The sequence below is a fragment of the Streptomyces sp. NPDC048424 genome (assembly GCF_040651555.1).
GTDB lineage: Bacteria > Actinomycetota > Actinomycetes > Streptomycetales > Streptomycetaceae > Streptomyces.
Window position 1 is genome coordinate 184,867 of record NZ_JBEZKE010000009.1, and the last position, 16,088, is coordinate 200,954.

16 protein-coding genes are annotated in these 16,088 nt (G+C 69.1%); 3 read left to right on the top strand and 13 right to left on the bottom strand.

The features are described 5' to 3' along the window. Complete coding sequence (locus tag AB0D29_RS15745) at positions 1-573, bottom strand: hypothetical protein (RefSeq protein WP_362854587.1); 573 nt, start codon at positions 571-573, stop codon at positions 1-3. 162 nt (positions 574-735) lie between these two features. On the opposite strand from AB0D29_RS15745, the gene AB0D29_RS15750 reads away from it, so the two are divergent. The 3 genes from AB0D29_RS15750 to AB0D29_RS15760 all read left to right on the top strand — a co-directional run bounded on the left by AB0D29_RS15750 (position 736) and on the right by AB0D29_RS15760 (position 4,606). Further along, a complete protein-coding gene (locus AB0D29_RS15750) occupies positions 736-1,920 on the top strand; it encodes a histidine kinase (protein WP_362854588.1) in 1,185 nt (394 codons plus the stop codon). Continuing rightward, the gene (locus AB0D29_RS15755) at positions 1,917-2,570 is read left to right on the top strand and encodes a response regulator transcription factor (protein WP_351293219.1); all 654 of its coding nucleotides are present in this window, start codon (positions 1,917-1,919) and stop codon (positions 2,568-2,570) included. Before AB0D29_RS15750 ends, AB0D29_RS15755 begins: the two co-directional genes overlap by 4 nt. 182 nt (positions 2,571-2,752) lie before the next feature. Continuing rightward, positions 2,753-4,606 (top strand): glycoside hydrolase family 18 chitinase, encoded by a 1,854-nt coding sequence (locus AB0D29_RS15760; protein WP_362854590.1) that lies wholly within the window; start codon positions 2,753-2,755, stop codon positions 4,604-4,606. A 64-nt stretch (positions 4,607-4,670) separates the two neighbouring features. Here AB0D29_RS15760 and AB0D29_RS15765 read toward each other — a convergent pair whose 3' ends face one another. The 12 genes from AB0D29_RS15765 to glyA form a co-directional block, all read right to left on the bottom strand. Further along, complete coding sequence (locus AB0D29_RS15765) at positions 4,671-5,117, bottom strand: DUF2550 domain-containing protein (protein WP_362800894.1); 447 nt, start codon at positions 5,115-5,117, stop codon at positions 4,671-4,673. 165 nt (positions 5,118-5,282) lie between these two features. Then, positions 5,283-5,654, bottom strand: a complete 372-nt coding sequence (locus AB0D29_RS15770; RefSeq protein WP_030708154.1) for a F0F1 ATP synthase subunit epsilon — start codon at positions 5,652-5,654, stop codon at positions 5,283-5,285. A 140-nt stretch (positions 5,655-5,794) separates the two neighbouring features. After that, on the bottom strand, positions 5,795-7,237 hold the full coding sequence (atpD, locus tag AB0D29_RS15775) for a F0F1 ATP synthase subunit beta (RefSeq protein ID WP_266784486.1): 1,443 nt from the start codon (positions 7,235-7,237) through the stop codon (positions 5,795-5,797). Continuing rightward, complete coding sequence (locus AB0D29_RS15780; RefSeq protein WP_030153781.1) at positions 7,237-8,154, bottom strand: F0F1 ATP synthase subunit gamma; 918 nt, start codon at positions 8,152-8,154, stop codon at positions 7,237-7,239. Before AB0D29_RS15780 ends, atpD begins: the two co-directional genes overlap by 1 nt. Positions 8,155-8,174: 20 nt before the next feature. Then, positions 8,175-9,770, bottom strand: coding sequence for a F0F1 ATP synthase subunit alpha (gene atpA, locus AB0D29_RS15785; protein ID WP_266784490.1), 1,596 nt, complete (start codon positions 9,768-9,770; stop codon positions 8,175-8,177). A 129-nt stretch (positions 9,771-9,899) separates the two neighbouring features. After that, complete coding sequence (locus tag AB0D29_RS15790) at positions 9,900-10,715, bottom strand: F0F1 ATP synthase subunit delta (RefSeq protein ID WP_327264467.1); 816 nt, start codon at positions 10,713-10,715, stop codon at positions 9,900-9,902. Continuing rightward, on the bottom strand, positions 10,712-11,254 hold the full coding sequence (locus AB0D29_RS15795) for a F0F1 ATP synthase subunit B (RefSeq protein ID WP_053705305.1): 543 nt from the start codon (positions 11,252-11,254) through the stop codon (positions 10,712-10,714). Before AB0D29_RS15795 ends, AB0D29_RS15790 begins: the two co-directional genes overlap by 4 nt. Positions 11,255-11,294: 40 nt before the next feature. Beyond that, on the bottom strand, positions 11,295-11,522 hold the full coding sequence (gene atpE / locus AB0D29_RS15800) for an ATP synthase F0 subunit C (protein ID WP_030386954.1): 228 nt from the start codon (positions 11,520-11,522) through the stop codon (positions 11,295-11,297). A gap of 80 nt (positions 11,523-11,602) precedes the next feature. Then, a complete protein-coding gene (atpB, locus tag AB0D29_RS15805; protein ID WP_362854714.1) occupies positions 11,603-12,409 on the bottom strand; it encodes a F0F1 ATP synthase subunit A in 807 nt (268 codons plus the stop codon). Between the two features lie 241 nt (positions 12,410-12,650). Further along, positions 12,651-13,088, bottom strand: coding sequence for a hypothetical protein (locus AB0D29_RS15810; RefSeq protein WP_362854592.1), 438 nt, complete (start codon positions 13,086-13,088; stop codon positions 12,651-12,653). 274 nt (positions 13,089-13,362) lie between these two features. Continuing rightward, entirely contained in the window at positions 13,363-14,697 is a 1,335-nt protein-coding gene (locus AB0D29_RS15815) for an MraY family glycosyltransferase (RefSeq protein WP_362854593.1), read from the bottom strand. Between the two features lie 116 nt (positions 14,698-14,813). Continuing rightward, positions 14,814-16,043 carry a serine hydroxymethyltransferase gene (glyA, locus tag AB0D29_RS15820; RefSeq protein WP_362854595.1) on the bottom strand — a complete coding sequence of 410 codons (1,230 nt, stop codon included), beginning with the start codon at positions 16,041-16,043 and terminating at the stop codon, positions 14,814-14,816. Between the last annotated feature and the right edge of the window lie 45 nt (positions 16,044-16,088).

Here is a 16,088-nt window from a genome sequence, read left to right on the forward strand (position 1 = left end):
CTATCGGTCGGTCTTCGCCAGCGCGGGCCGCTCCTCGACGCCCGCGGGGGCCTTTTTCGGCCAGATCGTGTATCCGACGGCGACCAGGGCGTGGATGCCGACCGCGCGCAGGGCGCCGAACTGCCACGCCTTCAGCGAGCTGACGTCGCCCGCCTCCCCGACGTACCAGATGGCCACCTGGAGCAGGACGAGGGCGACGGCGGCCCCGACGACGGTACGGACCCACAGCTTCCACTCGTGCACGGCCCGCGCCTTCCCGTATCCGGCGCCGGCCGGCTTGGGCCCCCCGGCCAGCCGGTGGGCGGCGTGCCCGTCGAGCCACTTGATCGTGTAGTGGCCGTAGGCGACGGTGTAGCCGATGTAGAGCGCGGCCAGACCGTGCTTCCAGTCCGGCTCGGCGCCGTTCTTGAGGTCGAGCGTGGTGACCACCAGCAGGACCAGCTCCATCAGCGGCTCGCACAGCAGGACCGCCGCCCCCAGCCGGGGCATCCGCGCGAGGTAGCGCAGGGCCAGTCCGGCCGCCAGCAGCACCCAGAAGCCGACCTCACAGGCGATGATCAGCGCGACGATCATGGGACTCTCCGTCCGCTCGGTTCTCCGTTCCCCTCCAGACTCCCGTCCGGCCGGGCCCGTTTCGTCGTCGTCATTGACCATGTGGGCCTGCATCCTTCGATGTAGCCGCACCTCGGCCCCTCCGCCGACGTCCGCGGCCCGCGCACCCTGTTGGATGGGACCGTGACCACGAAGAGCCTGCGCCCCCACCGTGACGACGTCTTCCTCGCGGTGGTCAGCACGGCCGCGGGCCTGGTCTTCTGGTCGCTCGGCGTCTACAGCAGCCCCGGCCGCGGCTCCCTGCCGGCCTGGGCGGCCCTGGTGCCGCTCGTGGCCCTCGGCGCGATGGAGCTGCTGCGCCGCACCAAGCCGAACCTGACCCTGGCCGTCGGCACCGTCGGGGTGGTCGCCGACCAGTTCACGGTCGGCAGCCTCGCCACCGTCGTGATCTTCACCGACCTGATGTACGCCGCCGTCGTGTACGGAAAACCGGCCATGGCCCGGCGGCTCCCGGTCACCACCGGCCTGATCACCCTCGTGGTCACCATCGCCTCGGTGGCCTGGCTGCGCACCCCGCAGGCCCTGCTGATCGGCGTGGTCACCGGCATCGTGAGCTTCGGCCCGGCCCTGACCGGCGCCACCCTGCGCAACCACCGCGAGGCCGCCGTGGCCGCAAGGCTGCGCGCCGAGCAGACCACGCTGCTGGCCGAGATGGACCGCACCCAGGCCGTGGCCGCCGAGCGCGCCCGGATGGCCCGGGAGCTGCACGACATGGTGGCCAACCACCTCTCCGCCATCGCCATCCACTCCACCGCCGCGCTCTCCATCGACACGGCCGCGACCAGCCGCGACGCGCTCGGCGTGATCCGCGAGAACAGCGTGCAGGGGCTGGCCGAGATGCGGCGTCTGATCGGGCTGCTGCGGGATGCCGGGGGCGACCAGGAGCCGGTCGCCGTGCCCTCGCTGGACGGCCTGGACTCCCTGATCGCGCAGGCCCGGACCAACGGCTCGGCGAGCGGGCTGACGTTCGTACTCCACGACGAGCGGCCGTCCGGGGAGCCCGCGGCGGCCCCGGTGGAGCTGGCGGCGTACCGGATCGTGCAGGAATCGCTCACCAACGCGCTCAAGCACGCGGCCCCGGGCACGGTCACGATCCGCGTGGCGCACACGGACGGGCTGCTGACCGTGGGGGTGGACTCGCCCTACGGGGAGCGGCCGGGCCCCCGCGCCCCCGGCTCCGGAGCCGGGCTGATCGGCATGCGGGAGCGGACGGAGCTGCTGGGCGGAGCGTTCACGGCGGGCCGGTCCGGCACGGTGTGGCAGGTGCGGGCGACACTGCCCGCGGAGGAGAAGGCGGTGGAGGCATGACCATCCGGGTGGTGGTGGCGGAGGACCAGAGCGCGGTGCGGGCCGGGCTGGTGCTCATCCTGCGCAGCGCGGGGGACGTGGAGGTGGTGGGCGAGGCCGGCGACGGGGAGGAGGCGGTGCGCCTGGCCCGGGAGCTGCGGCCGGACCTCGTCCTCATGGACGTGCAGATGCCCAGGCTGGACGGGGTGTCCGCGACGCGCCAGGTGGTCGCGGAGGGGTTGGCCGATGTGCTGGTGCTGACCACCTTCGACCTCGACGAGTACGTCTTCGGGGCGCTGCGGGCGGGGGCCGCGGGCTTCCTCCTGAAGAACGCGGACGCGGCGGAGCTGATCGAGGCGGTACGGACGGTCGCGCGCGGGGAGGGCCTGATCGCCCCGGCGGTGACGCGGCGGCTGATCGCCGAGTTCGCGGCGCCCCGGCCGGCGCGGGCCACCCCGGCGCCGGAGACGGCCGCGGCGGTGGCCTCGCTGACCCCGCGGGAGCGGGAGGTGTTGAGCGCGCTGGGCGAGGGCCTGTCGAACGCGGAGATCGCCCAGCGGCTGGAGATGGCGGAGGCGACGGCGAAGACGCACGTCAGTCGCCTGCTCGGCAAGCTGGAACTGCGCAGCCGACTCCAAGCCGCGGTACTGGCGCAGGAGTTGGGGATATAGCCCGGGCTCCGGGCGGCCACGCGCGTACCGGTCTGGACCTCTTGACGGTTGGTCCAGACCTTTCTACGCTCGCCGCAACACTGTGGTGAGCGTGCCATGACAAAGCGTGCTCACGGGCGGCGCAGGTCCCACCCCCATGTCGAGGTCCCCCACGACCGAGACGGACCTACGGAGGATCACCCTTGAGCACAGCATCCCCACCCCGCACCAGGCGCACCCGGTTCTTCACCCGCGTCGCGGCGATCGTGGCCGCGCTCGCCCTGCCCGTCACCGGGCTCGTCGTGCTCGCCGCCCCGGCCCAGGCGGCGGCCGCGGCGACCGCGACGTACACCAAGGTCTCCGACTGGGGCACCGGCTTCGAGGGCAAGTGGGTGGTGAAGAACACCGGCACCACCACCCTCACCAGCTGGACCGTGGAGTGGGACTACCCGGCCGGCACCTCGGTAACCTCGGCCTGGGACGCCACCGTCACCAGCTCGGGCACCCATTGGACGGCCAAGAACCTCGGCTGGAACGGCACCCTCGCCCCCGGCGCGAGCGCCAGCTTCGGCTTCAACGGCGCCGGCGGCGGCTCCCCCACCGGCTGCAAGATCAACGGCGCCTCCTGTGACGGCTCCACCCAGCCCGGCGACGCTCCCCCCTCGTCCCCGGGCGCCCCGTCCGCCTCCAACATCACCGAGACCTCGCTGACGCTGAGCTGGGGCGCCGCGACCGACGACAAGGGCATCAAGAACTACGACGTCTACCGCGACGGCGTCAAGATCGCCACGGTCACCGGCACCACCTACGCCCAGACGGGCCTGACCAAGGGCACCACGTACGGCTACCACGTGGTCGCGCGCGACACGATCGACCAGACCGGTCCCTCGTCCGTCACCGCGTCGTTCACGACGGCCGGCGGCACGCAGCCCCCGGACCCGGGCGGCAAGGTCAAGCTCGGCTACTTCACCGAGTGGGGCGTCTACGGGCGCAACTACCACGTGAAGAACCTGGTCACCTCGGGGACCGCGAGCAAGATCACCCACATCAACTACGCCTTCGGCAACGTCCAGAACGGCCAGTGCACCATCGGTGACGCCTACGCCGACTACGACAAGGCCTACACCGCCGACCAGAGCGTCGACGGCGTCGCCGACACCTGGGACCAGCCGCTGCGCGGCAACTTCAACCAGCTGCGCAAGCTGAAGAAGGCCTACCCGAACATCAAGATCCTGTGGTCCTTCGGCGGCTGGACCTGGTCCGGCGGATTCCCGCAGGCCGCGGCCGACCCGACCGCCTTCGCCCAGTCCTGCTACAACCTCGTCGAGGACCCGCGCTGGGCCGACGTCTTCGACGGGATCGACCTGGACTGGGAGTACCCGAACGCCTGCGGACTGTCCTGTGACACCAGCGGCGCGGCCGCCTTCAAGAACCTGATGCAGGCGACCCGCGCCAAGTTCGGCGCGAACAACCTGGTCACCGCCGCCATCACCGCCGACGCCTCCAGCGGCGGCAAGATCGACGCGGCCGACTACGGCGGCGCCGCACAGTACGTCGACTTCTACAACGTGATGACGTACGACTTCTTCGGCGCCTGGGCGGCGCAGGGCCCGACGGCCCCGCACTCCCCGCTCACCTCGTACGCGGGCATCCCGCAGGCCGGCTTCAACTCGGCCGACGCCATCGCCAAGCTGAAGGCCAAGGGCGTCCCCGGCGCCAAGCTCAACCTCGGCATCGGCTTCTACGGCCGCGGCTGGACCGGCGTCACCCAGGCGGCCCCCGGCGGCACCGCCACCGGCCCCGCCCCGGGCACGTACGAGCAGGGCATCGAGGACTACAAGGTGCTCAAGACCAGCTGCCCGGCCACCGGCACGATCGCCGGCACGGCCTACGCGAAGTGCGGCAGCAACTGGTGGAGCTACGACACCCCCGCCACCATCGCCGGGAAGATGACCTGGGCCAAGCAGCAGGGCCTCAAGGGGGCCTTCTTCTGGGAGTTCAGCGGGGACACCACCAACGGTGAGCTCGCGAACGCCATCCACACCGGGCTGCAGTAGGAAAGACGGAAGCCGGGGAGACGGGTCCGCCCCCGTCTCCCCGGCTTCTTCACGTCCTGAAAGCTCAGGCCACGTTCACCCTCTGCCCTGGAGGCGCCGCCTCCAGCCAGGCCAGGAAGCCGGTCAGCGCGTCCTCGCTCATCGCCAGCTCCAGGCGGGTCCCGCGGTGGACACAGCCGAGCACGACGGCGTCGGAGAGCAGGGCCAGCTCCTCCTCGCCCTCCGGGGCGCGGCGGGCGACGACCTCGATGGAGGACCGCTCCAGCAGCCGGCGCGGCCGGTGCGCGTACGAGAACACACGGAACCACTCGATCCGGTCACCGCTGTAGCGTGCGACCCCGTACACCCAGCCCTTGCCGGAGACGTCGGGCTTGTCGGCCACGCCCCAGCGCATGCTGCAGTCGAAGGTCCCGCCGGACCGCTGGATGAGCCTGCGGCGCAGCCCGAAGACAAACAGCCCGATCACCACCAGGGCTACGACCAGGCCGCTCACAAGCAGAGCGAGGAGCATCTTCACCGACCTCCTCGCTCATCGAATACCGCATGAGAAAAAAACAGACCTGCATCGCCTCAGCCGCGACCCGGTCTGGAAAATTCCAGAACGGACCGCGGCTGAGGTCTGCCGAGTCCCGGCGGTCGCCCCCCGGTACTCAGCGGTTCAAACTCCGACGGGCGTTCAGCCCGTTACGGCGCGCAGCCGGACATCAGCGCGACGCTCGGCGGCGGCGTCCGCCTCCGCCTTCGCACGCTCCAGTGCCCGCTCCGCACGCTGGACGTCAATCTCGTCCGCGAGCTCGGCGATCTCGGCCAGCAGGGACAGCTTGTTGTCCGCGAACGAGATGAAACCGCCGTGCACCGCGGCGACGACAGTGCCGCCCTCGCTGGTGCGGATGGTCACAGGGCCCGATTCCAGCACACCGAGAAGCGGCTGGTGACCGGGCATGACGCCGATGTCGCCGGACGTGGTGCGGGCGACAACAAGGGTGGCCTCGCCGGACCAGACATTGCGGTCCGCCGCGACCAGCTCGACGTGCAGCTCAGCAGCCAAGGTGGCTCCTCGGGTCACCACCCGGCGGGTCGGCCGGGTGTTGGGTCAAATTCTAATGGGCGTGAGGAGAGGGACGGGACACACCCGCCCCTCTCCGCGAAACCTGCGAACCGGAAGCGCTCCGCGAGGAGCGCGCCGGATCAGGAGACGCCCAGCTCCTTGGCGTTCGCCTTCAGGTCCTCGATGCCACCGCACAGGAAGAACGCCTGCTCGGGGAAGTGGTCGTAGTCACCGTCGCAGATCGCGTTGAACGCGGTGATCGACTCGTCGAGCGGAACGTCCGAACCGTCCACGCCGGTGAACTGCTTCGCCACGTGGGTGTTCTGCGACAGGAAGCGCTCGACGCGACGGGCACGGTGGACAACGAGCTTGTCCTCCTCGCCCAGCTCGTCGATACCGAGGATCGCGATGATGTCCTGGAGGTCCTTGTACTTCTGCAGGATCCCCTTGACGCGCATCGCCGTGGCGTAGTGGTCCGCCGCGATGTACCGCGGGTCGAGGATGCGGGACGTCGAGTCCAGCGGGTCCACGGCCGGGTAGATGCCCTTCTCGGAGATCGGACGGGAAAGAACCGTCGTCGCGTCGAGGTGGGCGAAGGTGGTCGCCGGCGCCGGGTCGGTCAGGTCGTCCGCGGGGACGTAGATCGCCTGCATCGAGGTGATCGAGTGACCGCGCGTCGAGGTGATGCGCTCCTGCAGCAGACCCATCTCGTCAGCCAGGTTCGGCTGGTAACCCACTGCGGACGGCATGCGGCCGAGCAGCGTGGAGACCTCGGAACCGGCCTGGGTGTAACGGAAGATGTTGTCGATGAAGAAGAGCACGTCCTGCTTCTGCACATCGCGGAAGTACTCCGCCATGGTCAGACCGGCGAGCGCGACGCGAAGACGCGTGCCCGGGGGCTCGTCCATCTGGCCGAAGACAAGCGCCGTCTTGTCGATGACGCCCGAGTCGGCCATTTCCTCGATGAGGTCGTTGCCCTCACGGGTACGCTCACCGACGCCCGCGAAGACCGACACACCGTCGTGGTTGTTGGCGACGCGGTAGATCATTTCCTGGATCAGAACGGTCTTGCCGACACCGGCACCACCGAACAGACCGATCTTTCCACCCTTGACGTACGGGGTGAGAAGGTCGATGACCTTGACGCCGGTCTCGAACATCTCGGTCTTCGACTCGAGCTCGTCGAAGCGAGGGGCCTTGCGGTGGATCGGCCAGCGCTCGGTGACGTTGGCGTTCTCCTCCGGGTAGTTCAGCACCTCACCGAGGGTGTTGAACACCTTGCCCTTGGTGAAGTCACCGACGGGGACGGTGATGCCCTCGCCCGTGTCGGTCACCGGGGCCTGGCGGACCAGACCGTCGGTCGGCTGCATCGAGATGGTACGGACGAGGCCGTCACCCAGGTGCTGCGCGACCTCGAGGGTCAGGGTCTTGAGCTTGCCGTCCTCGGCCGGGTCGGCGACCTGGACCTTGAGGGCGTTGTAGATCTCGGGCATGGCGTCGACGGGGAACTCCACGTCGACGACCGGGCCGATGACCCGGGCGACGCGGCCCGTGGCGGCGGCCGTCTCAACAGTGGTCGTCATTACTTGTCACTCCCCGCGGTCGCGTCAGCCATGGCGCTCGCGCCACCGACGATCTCGCTGATTTCCTGGGTGATTTCGGCCTGGCGGGCCGCGTTGGCAAGCCGGGAGAGGCTCTTGATGAGGTCTCCGGCGTTGTCGGTCGCCGCCTTCATCGCGCGGCGGCGGGCGGCGTGCTCGGAAGCGGCCGACTGCAGCAGTGCGTTGTAGATACGGCTCTCGACGTAGCGCGGCAGAAGGGCGTCGAGGACGTCCTCCGCCGACGGCTCGAAGTCGAACAGCGGAAGGATCTCGCCCTTCGCACCGTCCTCTTCCGGAGCCTGGTCGAGGCTGAGCGGCAGCATCCGGCCGTCGACCGGGTTCTGCGTCATCATCGACACGAATTCCGTGTAGACGATGTGCAGCTCGTCGACGCCACCCTCGGCCGTCTCCGTCTGGATGGCCTCGATCAGCGGCCCTGCGACGCGCTTGGCGTCGGCGTAGGCCGGGCTGTCGGTGAAGCCGGTCCACGAATCCGCGACCTTGCGCTCGCGGAAGCCGTAGTAAGCCAGACCCTTACGGCCGACGATGTAGGTGTCGACGTCCTTGCCCTCGGCGCGCAGCCGCTCGGTGAGCCGCTCCGCCTGCTTGATGGCGTTCGAGGAGTAGCCGCCGGCCAGACCGCGGTCGCTCGTGATGAGCACGATCGCGGCACGGGTCGGCGCCTCGACCTCGGTGGTCAGGGCGTGCTTGGTGTTGGAGCCGGTCGCCACCGCGGTCACCGCACGGGTGAGCTCGGTCGCGTACGGCATCGACGCCGCCACCTTGCGCTGCGCCTTGACGATGCGCGAGGCGGCGATCATCTCCATCGCCTTGGTGATCTTCTTGGTCGCCGTGATGGCACGGATGCGACGCTTGTAGACCCGGAGCTGCGCTCCCATGAGTCAGGTCCCTTCCGTCGTCACTTGGAGACGTTGACGGCCGGTGCGTCCTCGCCCAGGAGCTTGCCGTCCGAGGTCTCGAACTGGCGCTTGAAGGAAGCGATGGCGTCAGCGATCGACGTCAGCGTGTCGTCCGACATCTTGCCGCCGTCGGCGATGGAGGTGAGGAGGTCCTTGCGCTCGCGGCGCAGGTGCTCCAGCAGCTCCGACTCGAAGCGACGGATGTCGTTGACCGGGACGTCGTCCATCTTGCCGGTGGTGCCGGCCCAGACGGAGACGACCTGCTCCTCGACGGGCATCGGCTGGTACTGGCCCTGCTTCAGCAGCTCGACCAGACGCTTGCCGCGCTCCAGCGAAGCCTTCGAAGCGGCGTCCAGGTCGGAACCGAAGGCGGCGAACGCCTCCAGCTCGCGGTACTGGGCGAGGTCCAGGCGCAGACGGCCGGAAACCTGCTTCATGGCCTTGTGCTGGGCCGAGCCACCGACGCGGGAGACCGAGATACCGACGTTCAGCGCCGGGCGCTGGCCCGCGTTGAACAGGTCGGACTCGAGGAAGCACTGGCCGTCGGTGATGGAGATGACGTTGGTCGGGATGAACGCCGACACGTCGTTCGCCTTGGTCTCGACGATCGGCAGACCGGTCATCGAACCGGCACCCATGTCGTCGGACAGCTTCGCGCAGCGCTCCAGCAGACGGGAGTGCAAGTAGAAGACGTCACCCGGGTAGGCCTCACGGCCCGGCGGGCGGCGCAGCAGCAGCGACACGGCGCGGTAGGCGTCGGCCTGCTTCGACAGGTCGTCGAAGATGATCAGGACGTGCTTGCCGGCGTACATCCAGTGCTGGCCGATGGCGGAACCGGTGTACGGCGCCAGGTACTTGAAGCCGGCCGGGTCGGACGCCGGGGCGGCGACGATCGTCGTGTACTCGAGCGCGCCGGCGTCTTCCAGGGCGCCGCGAACGGACGCGATGGTCGAGCCCTTCTGGCCGATGGCGACGTAGATGCAGCGGACCTGCTTGTTCACGTCGCCGGAGCGCCAGTTGTCGCGCTGGTTGATGATCGTGTCGACGGCCAGGGCGGTCTTACCCGTCTGACGGTCACCGATGATCAGCTGACGCTGGCCGCGGCCGACGGGGACCATCGCGTCGATGGCCTTGTAGCCGGTCTGCATCGGCTCGTGGACCGACTTGCGGACCATGACGCCGGGGGCCTGCAGCTCGAGGGCGCGGCGGCCTTCGGTCGCGATCTCGCCGAGACCGTCGATCGGGTTGCCGAGCGGGTCGACGACGCGGCCGAGGTAGCCCTCGCCTACGCCGACGGAGAGCACCTCACCGGTGCGCTGCACCGGCTGGCCCTCCTCGATACCGCTGAACTCGCCGAGGACGACCGCACCGATCTCGCGCTCCTCGAGGTTGAGGGCGAGACCGAGGGTGCCGTCCTCGAACTTCAGCAGCTCGTTCGCCATGGCGGAGGGCAGGCCCTCCACCTTCGCGATGCCGTCGCCGGCAACGCTGACCGTTCCGACCTCCTCGCGCGAGGCCGCGTCCGGCTGGTACGACTGGACAAAGTTCTCCAGTGCGTCCCGGATCTCCTCCGGCCGGATCGTGAGCTCCGCCATCTGGGTTCCCTGCTCTCCTTGTTGGGCCTGAAGCTTCTTAGGGGTCTGGGGGCGACCCCCAGGAATCTTCTGCAAGTTCTGCACGGCCCAACCGGGCCGCTAGGAATGCTTTGTTCTTTTGGTGGCTGGTCAGCCGGCCATGCGGCGGGACGCCTCGGCGAGGCGGTCCGCGATGGTGCCGTCGATGACCTCGTCGCCGACTCGCACCGAGATCCCGCCGAGGACCTCGGGGTCCACGTCGAGGTTCAGGTGCATCTGGCGGCCGTACAGCTTGGCCAGCACCGCACCGAGGCGCGCCTTCTGCACGTCGCTGAGCGGAACCGCGCTGGTCACGGTGGCGACCATGCGGTCACGGCGCTCGGCGGCGAGCTTGGAAAGGGACTCGAGTCCCGCTTCCAGGCTACGTCCACGCGGGTGCGTGACAAGACGGATCACCAGGCGCTCGGTGACGGCGTTCACCTTGCCGCCGAGCAGGCTGCGCAGCAGCTCGCTCTTGGCGGAGGCGGTCGCCGCGCGGTCGGTCAGCGCGGAACGCAGCTCGGTGCTCGAGGAGACGATCCGGCCGAACCGGAACACCTCGTCCTCGACGTTGTCGAGCGCGTCGCCCTGCTGGGCCGCCGTGAGGTCGGCGGTGGCCGCCAGCTCCTCCAGCGAGTCCACCAGGTCGCGGGACTGCGACCAGCGGGACCGGACCATGCCGGACACCAGGTCGAGGGTCTCCCCGCCGACCTGACCGCCGAGCAGCCGTCCGGCCAGCTCGGCCTTGGCCTCGCCGGACTGCGCCGGGTCGGTGAGGACCCGACGCAGCGAGACCTCACGGTCGAGCAGCGCGGTGACGGCGGCCAGCTCACCGGCGAGCTTCGCCGCGTCGACGGACGTGTTGTCCGTCAGCGCGTCGAGACGCTCACGCGCGGAGGCCAGCGCCTCGCGGCTCGCTCCGTTCATCGGGCCGCCTCGGCCTTCTCCTCAAGCTCGCTGAGGAAGCGGTCGATGGTGCGGCTCTGTCGGGCGTGGTCCTCAAGGGACTCGCCGACGAGCTTTCCGGCCAGGTCGGTGGCGAGCTTGCCCACGTCCTGACGCAGCGCCTGGGAAGCGGCCTTACGGTCGGCCGCGATCTGGGCGTGGCCGGCAGCGATGATCTCCTCACGCTGCCGCTGGCCCTCTGCGCGCAGTTCTTCCTTGAGCGCAGTGCCCTGCTCCAGCGCTTCCTGGCGCAGGCGCGCGGCCTCGTGCCGGGCTTCGGCGAGCTGGGCCTTGTACTGCTCCAGGACGCTCTGGGCCTCGGTCTGGGCGGATTCCGCCTTCTCGATACCGCCCTCGATGGCCTCGCGGCGCTCTTCCAGAACCTTGTTGATGTTCGGGAGGAGCTTCTTCGCGAGGAAACCGAAGACGATGACGAAGGCGAGCAGACCGATGACGAGCTCGGGGATCGGCGGGACGAGGGGGTTACCCGGCTCCTCGGCCGCGAGAACCAGGAGGTTCACATCAGTGCCTTTCGTCGATTCGGACTAGTCGTGGGGTTCGTCAGCTGTAGACGAACGGCATGACCAGACCGATGAGGGCGAGCGCCTCACAGAAGGCGAAGCCGAGGATCTGGTTGGCGCGGATCAGACCGGCAGCTTCGGGCTGACGGGCGAGCGCCTGGGTGCCGTTACCGAAGATGATGCCGACGCCGACGCCGGGGCCGATGGCCGCGAGGCCGTAGCCCACGGAGCTGAGGGAACCGGTGACGGCAGCAAGGGTCTGGGACATGCCAGTTCTTCCTTCTCTTTCACGGACCGGTGGGGGTTGGCCACCGGACGACTGGGGGAATTGCTTGGAGCGGGTCGCGCTCAGTGGTGCTCGGCGAGCGCGCCCTGCAGGAAGCTGCAAGCCAGGAGCACGAAGACGTAGGCCTGGACAGCCTGGATGAAGAGTTCGAACGCGGTCATCACGATGACCATGACGAACGAGACGCCCGCGTAGGCGATGCCGATCCCGTTCAGCAGGTACCAGCTGGCGATGGTGAACAGCAGCAGCAGGGTGTGACCGGCGAACATGTTCGCGAACAGTCGGACCGCGTGGGTGAAGGGCCGGACCAGGACGTTCGAGAAGAACTCGATCACCATGACCAGCGGCAGGATCCCGCCGAGCGACTTGTCGTAGCCGGTGATGTTCTTGAAGCCGCCGACGAAGCCGTGGCGCTTGAAGGTCACCGACATCCACATGACGTAGATGACGAGGGCCAGCCCGGCCGGGTACGCGATGACCGCGGTCACCGGGAACTGGGCGAGCGGGATGATCGACCAGAGGTTCATCATCCAGACGAAGAAGAACGTCGCGACCATGAAGGGGACGTACTTGTCGCCCTCCTTCTTGCCCATCGTCTCGTAGACGATGCCGCGGCGCACGAAGTCGTAGCCGGCCTCGGCGACCATCTGCAGCTTGCCCGGGACGACCTTCGGCTTCCGGAACGCAGCCCAGAAGAAGCCGACGATGATGATCGAGCCCAGCAGGGCCAGCAGCATCGTCTTGTTGAAGTACAGGCCGCTGTCATCACCGAAGATCGGCTTGAACAGGAACGAGTACAGGGTCGGGCCCGGGAAGCCGCAGCCAGTGCCGTCTTCGAAATGACAATTGATCTCGAAGGCGAGCGTCATGTCAGCAGCACTCACCGCAGGGCTCCTTCAGCGTGGCGCATAGGTACGGCAACCTCGTTGTGTCGGCGCGGCGCGCAGCCGCGGTTCGGCACTGGACTGGTGTAACGGATGGTGGGGCGGCAGTCAGGCATCGAGCCTCGCGATGGAACAGGCGTCAGCTCAGATGCCCGCGCCCGCAGTGCCGCAGTTGGCACCGGACGATAGCAGGATCTCGAACGCCCACTTATCCCGGCCCTACCCTTCACGACTTCGGCCCCGGATTTTCGGGCTTGTCGCCCTTCACCGAGTCCGGCTCGACGTAAAGAATCTTGGCCTTCATATGAGCACGGGTCTGCGCGCCGATCCACACCAGGGTGGTGGCGACGAGCGTGATCGCGAACGCCTTGGGGTTGAACAGGGTGGTGTTCTTGAACGCCGCGACAAACACGAAGAGCAGCAGAATCTGGGCCGTGTAGAGCATGAGCCCCATGGCCTGGAAGAGATGCGGGAGTGATTTCGCCGTGCGCTGCAGAACGACGAATCCGATGCCCATGAACAGAATCACTACCAGCGTCGCGACGACGGCTCCGACTGCGCCCTTGCTGCCGACGACCAACGCGCTGATCACGGCAGCGAGAGCGCCGGCTACAGCTGTGGGTACAGCGGCTTGCAGGAGGAGTCGGACGTCATCTGACCGCATGGCGGTTTGCTCCGCGTGGTGGTGGGGGCACGGGACTCGTACAGGACGAGCGTAAGCCCGGTCCGAGAGAGAACCTCGGGCCAAGGGGCCGTCGCACTACGGTCCTTCGGCTCTGTCGCCGGGTTTAGTGAACGGTATCACAAACTATTTGATGAGAGCTTTACCTGCCCGGTGTGCTGACTGTCACACATGAGAGGGACCCTGCGCGTGTGTGCGCGACAGGCATGCGGGTTGTCTGGTAAAGGGCATCCATGTCCGACATGCGCGGCGGCTGTCAGCGGGTGGATTCAGCCTTACGCCGGTCGGGGAAGCGCGAACGGGGGCCCACGGCGGTCGCTCCGTTGACGCCGGAGACGCCCGCCGCGATCGGCCTGGCGGGCAGCGGCTCCGCGCCCGAGGCGTCCAGCGCGGCCGCTTCCGCGGCCGCCTCGGCCGCCCGTGCGGCGTGCCGGTAACGCGGCGGAACCAGACCCTCCGCCCACCGCGGGGTGCGCGGGGTGAAGCGCGGCAGGAGCAGCAGGATCAGACCGATGGCGCTCAGCGCGGCGATCGCCAGCACGATCCACATGGTGGCGGAATGCACCGAATACGCCACCGTGCCGAAGGCGATCAGCCCCGACCAGAAGTACATGATCAGGACCGCTCGGCTGTGCGAATGCCCGAGCTCCAGCAGCCGGTGGTGCAGGTGCCCGCGGTCGGCCGCGAAGGGCGACTGGCCCTTCCACGTACGCCGCACGATGGCCAGGACCAGGTCCGCCATCGGGATCGCGATGATCGTCAGGGGCAGGATCAGCGGGATGAAGACGGGGAGCATCGCGTGCGTCGCGTTGCGCTCGCCCTGCGCGTACAGGGCGAGGGCGTCGGGGTCCACCTGGCCGGTGATGGAGATGGCGGCGGCGGCGAGCACCAGGCCGATCAGCATCGAGCCGGAGTCGCCCATGAAGATCCGCGCGGGATGCATGTTGTGCGGCAGGAAGCCGAGGCACATGCCCATCAGGATCGCGGCGAAGAGGGTGGCGGGCGCGGCCGACTCGATGCCGTAGCCGAACCAGATCCGGTACGCGTAGAGGAAGAACGCCGCGGCGGCGATGCAGACCATGCCCGCGGCCAGGCCGTCGAGGCCGTCGACGAAGTTCACCGCGTTGATGGTGACCACCACGAGGGCCACGGTGAGCAGGTTGCCCTGCCACTGGGTGAGCGAGACCGTGCCGAAGAAGGGCACCGGGATCCACAGGATCGTCAGGCCCTGCATGACCATCACGCCGGCGGAGATCATCTGCGCGCCGAGCTTGATGAGGGCGTCGATCTCGAACTTGTCGTCGAGGACGCCGACGAGCCAGATCAGGGCCGCGCCCGAGAGCAGCGCGCGCGGTTCGTTCGACAGCTCGAACACGCCGTTGAGGTTCCGCAAGTGGTCGGCGACCAGCAGGCCCGCGCACAGACCGCCGAACATGGCGATGCCGCCCAGCCGTGGCGTGGGCTCTCGGTGCACGTCGCGGGCACGGATCTCCGGCATGGCCCCGGCCGCGATCGCGAACTTCCGCACGGGCCCGGTCAGCAGGTAGGTCACCGCGACCGTGACGCAAAGCGTCAGCAGATATTCACGCACGGGCTGCCCCAGATGTATCGCCGGCCATCTCAGCCCCACACATTAGCTGCGATGTCCCCTCCCCCGAGGACGCGAGGGGGCCGTATCCCGGTTGCACTGCGTCCCTCTTGTCCCGCTTACTCCCCGTAAGGGGGAAATTCGAGTGCCAGCTCATTGACCTCCGTACGTGTCTTCGCGGCGTCCCCGCGCAGCCCCGCGGCGAACAGCTCCGCGATCCGGCACATCTGCGCCTCCCCCATCCCCTGGGTGGTCACCGCGGCCGTACCCAGCCGGACGCCCCGCTGGTCCCCGTACGGGAGGGCGCAGGTGTCGAGGACGATCCCGGCGGCGGCCAGCCGGCCGCGGGCCGTCGGGCCGTCCATGCCCAGCGGCGCCGGGTCGGCGGTGATCAGATGGGTGTCGGTGCCGCCGGTGGTGATGGTGAAACCGTGCTCTTCGAGCGCGCCCGCCAGCGCCCGGGCATTGGCGACGACCCGGTGGGCGTACGTGGTGAAGGCCGGCCGGGCCGCCTCGCCGAAGGCCACGGCCTTGGCGGCGATGGTGTGCATCTGGGCGCCGCCCTGGGTGAAGGGGAACACCGCCCGGTCGATGCGCTCGGCGAACTCGGCGCCGCACAGGACCATCCCGCCGCGCGGCCCGCGCAGCACCTTGTGCGTGGTCGCGCACACGACGTCTGCGTAGGGCACGGGACTGGGCGCGGCCCCGCCGGCCACCAGCCCGATCGGATGGGCCGCGTCGGCGATCAGATGGGCCCCGACCTCGTCGGCGATCTCCCGGAAGGCCGAGTACTCGGGGTGGCGGGGGTAGGAGATGGACCCGCACACGATCGCCTTGGGGCGGTGCGCGCGGGCGAGGTCCTGCACCTGCTGGTAGTCGATGAGACCCGTCTCGGCGTCGACCCCGTACCCGACGAAGTCGAACCAGCGCCCGGAGAAGTTGGCGGGCGAACCGTGGGTGAGGTGCCCCCCGTACGGGAGCCCCATCGCCAGCACGGTGTCCCCGGGCCGCAGCAGCGCGGCGTACGCGGCCAGCACGGCGGAGGAGCCGGAGTGCGGCTGCACGTTCGCGTGCTCGGCCCCGAACAGCGCCTTGGCCCGCTCCACGGCGACCTGCTCGGCCAGGTCGGCGTATTCGCAGCCGCCGTGGTACCGGTTGCCGGGGTAGCCCTCGGCGTACTTGTTGGCGAGCGGCGATCCCAGCGCGGTGAGCACGGCGGCGGAGGTGAAGTTCTCGGCGGCGATCAGCTGCAGGCTCCCGGCCTGCCGCCGGCGCTCCCCGTCGAGCACGTCGGCCATCTGCGGATCCTGCTGCCGCAGCAGGTCCGTGGGCTGGGTGATGACGCTCATGGCGCGACTCCAGGTGGTACCGGGTACCAGCCACTGTAGGCCCGC

Bases quoted from the DNA above. Each gene is read 5' to 3' on its own strand.
- AB0D29_RS15745 (WP_362854587.1), bottom strand. From the start codon at position 573: ATGATCGTCGCGCTGATCATCGCCTGTGAGGTCGGCTTCTGGGTGCTG.
- AB0D29_RS15755 (WP_351293219.1), top strand. From the start codon at position 1,917: ATGACCATCCGGGTGGTGGTGGCGGAGGACCAGAGCGCGGTGCGGGCC.
- AB0D29_RS15765 (WP_362800894.1), bottom strand. From the start codon at position 5,117: ATGCTCCTCGCTCTGCTTGTGAGCGGCCTGGTCGTAGCCCTGGTGGTG.
- atpD (WP_266784486.1), bottom strand. From the start codon at position 7,237: ATGACGACCACTGTTGAGACGGCCGCCGCCACGGGCCGCGTCGCCCGG.
- AB0D29_RS15780 (WP_030153781.1), bottom strand. From the start codon at position 8,154: ATGGGAGCGCAGCTCCGGGTCTACAAGCGTCGCATCCGTGCCATCACG.
- atpA (WP_266784490.1), bottom strand. From the start codon at position 9,770: ATGGCGGAGCTCACGATCCGGCCGGAGGAGATCCGGGACGCACTGGAG.
- AB0D29_RS15790 (WP_327264467.1), bottom strand. From the start codon at position 10,715: ATGAACGGAGCGAGCCGCGAGGCGCTGGCCTCCGCGCGTGAGCGTCTC.
- atpE (WP_030386954.1), bottom strand. From the start codon at position 11,522: ATGTCCCAGACCCTTGCTGCCGTCACCGGTTCCCTCAGCTCCGTGGGC.
- atpB (WP_362854714.1), bottom strand. From the start codon at position 12,409: ATGACGCTCGCCTTCGAGATCAATTGTCATTTCGAAGACGGCACTGGC.
- AB0D29_RS15810 (WP_362854592.1), bottom strand. From the start codon at position 13,088: ATGCGGTCAGATGACGTCCGACTCCTCCTGCAAGCCGCTGTACCCACA.
- glyA (WP_362854595.1), bottom strand. From the start codon at position 16,043: ATGAGCGTCATCACCCAGCCCACGGACCTGCTGCGGCAGCAGGATCCG.